The organism is uncultured Microbulbifer sp., from assembly GCF_947498635.1.
Lineage (GTDB): Bacteria > Pseudomonadota > Gammaproteobacteria > Pseudomonadales > Cellvibrionaceae > Microbulbifer > Microbulbifer echini.
The window spans coordinates 1-844 of record NZ_CANMKV010000107.1; the positions used below are offsets into that span (position 1 = coordinate 1).

Here is an 844-nt window from a genome sequence, read left to right on the forward strand (position 1 = left end):
CGTTAAAGGTACGTCAATGATTAGAGCAGTTCTCGTAATAGTCTCCCTAAGCATAATGTCGGGTTGTGTTGGTTTGGCTGTTGGCACTTACGGGAAGAAAGAATGGGCTAGAACAGAATTCAGTCTAGGGAATGAGAGAAATCAATTCTCTTTCGAAAAGAGAGGCTCGCCTTATTCAGAGCTTGAAATTATTGAACATTGGGGAAATCCTGATTCTGTAGATCAATTTGAGTACTGCAAAGTACTTATTTATAAAGACGGAACGTCGTGGGCTGGTGCTGGAGCATTTGTTGGCGTAGTGCCAGTTCCACTCGCAGTGCCAACTGGAACGTATAAGAATCGCTTCTATCTTCGTAATAATGCAGCTGTTGGCTTAATTCAAGAGTACGGAGAAGTAGATCGTGCTGTTGGATATACGTGTGGTAGCAACGAGTGCGTGGCTAGTTCTGGTGAGAAGGTTAATGAGCCTGAGCTTGATCCTAAAGTGGCAGTAACACAGTGGTGTGGCAAGTCCCTTTAACAAACGCAGGCAGTATAGCTCCGGCCCTTCGGGCCTCCGCGGGACGTCTTACCTTGTGCGCATTAGGAGGTCAGAGTGTTCCGAAAGCTACTAGTTGGTTTCATAATTTTGGGGCTTGTTCTGGGGGTAATACAACTCACACGGGCCGTGTTTACTAACACCATAGATGGCGGCCTACTGACAGTGGGTAGTTTGGCGCTAGGTGTAATCTTAGCTGCGTTATTTGGCTTTTTTCTGGATCATCCAAATTATCCAATGGTTGCTATATTTACAGTTTTTGCTTCAGTTTTAATTGTCGCCACACTGAATAGCAAACTAGCAAAA

General features: G+C 44.9%; 2 protein-coding genes. Both read left to right on the plus strand.

Annotated features, from left to right (window positions below):
* Positions 1-520 (plus strand): hypothetical protein (locus tag Q1A69_RS20010; RefSeq protein ID WP_299589655.1); only part of this gene is annotated, 520 nt, incomplete at its 5' end.
* Between the two features lie 75 nt (positions 521-595).
* Positions 596-844, plus strand: a 249-nt coding sequence (locus Q1A69_RS20015; RefSeq protein ID WP_299589657.1) for a hypothetical protein, incomplete at its 3' end; no start/stop codon positions are given.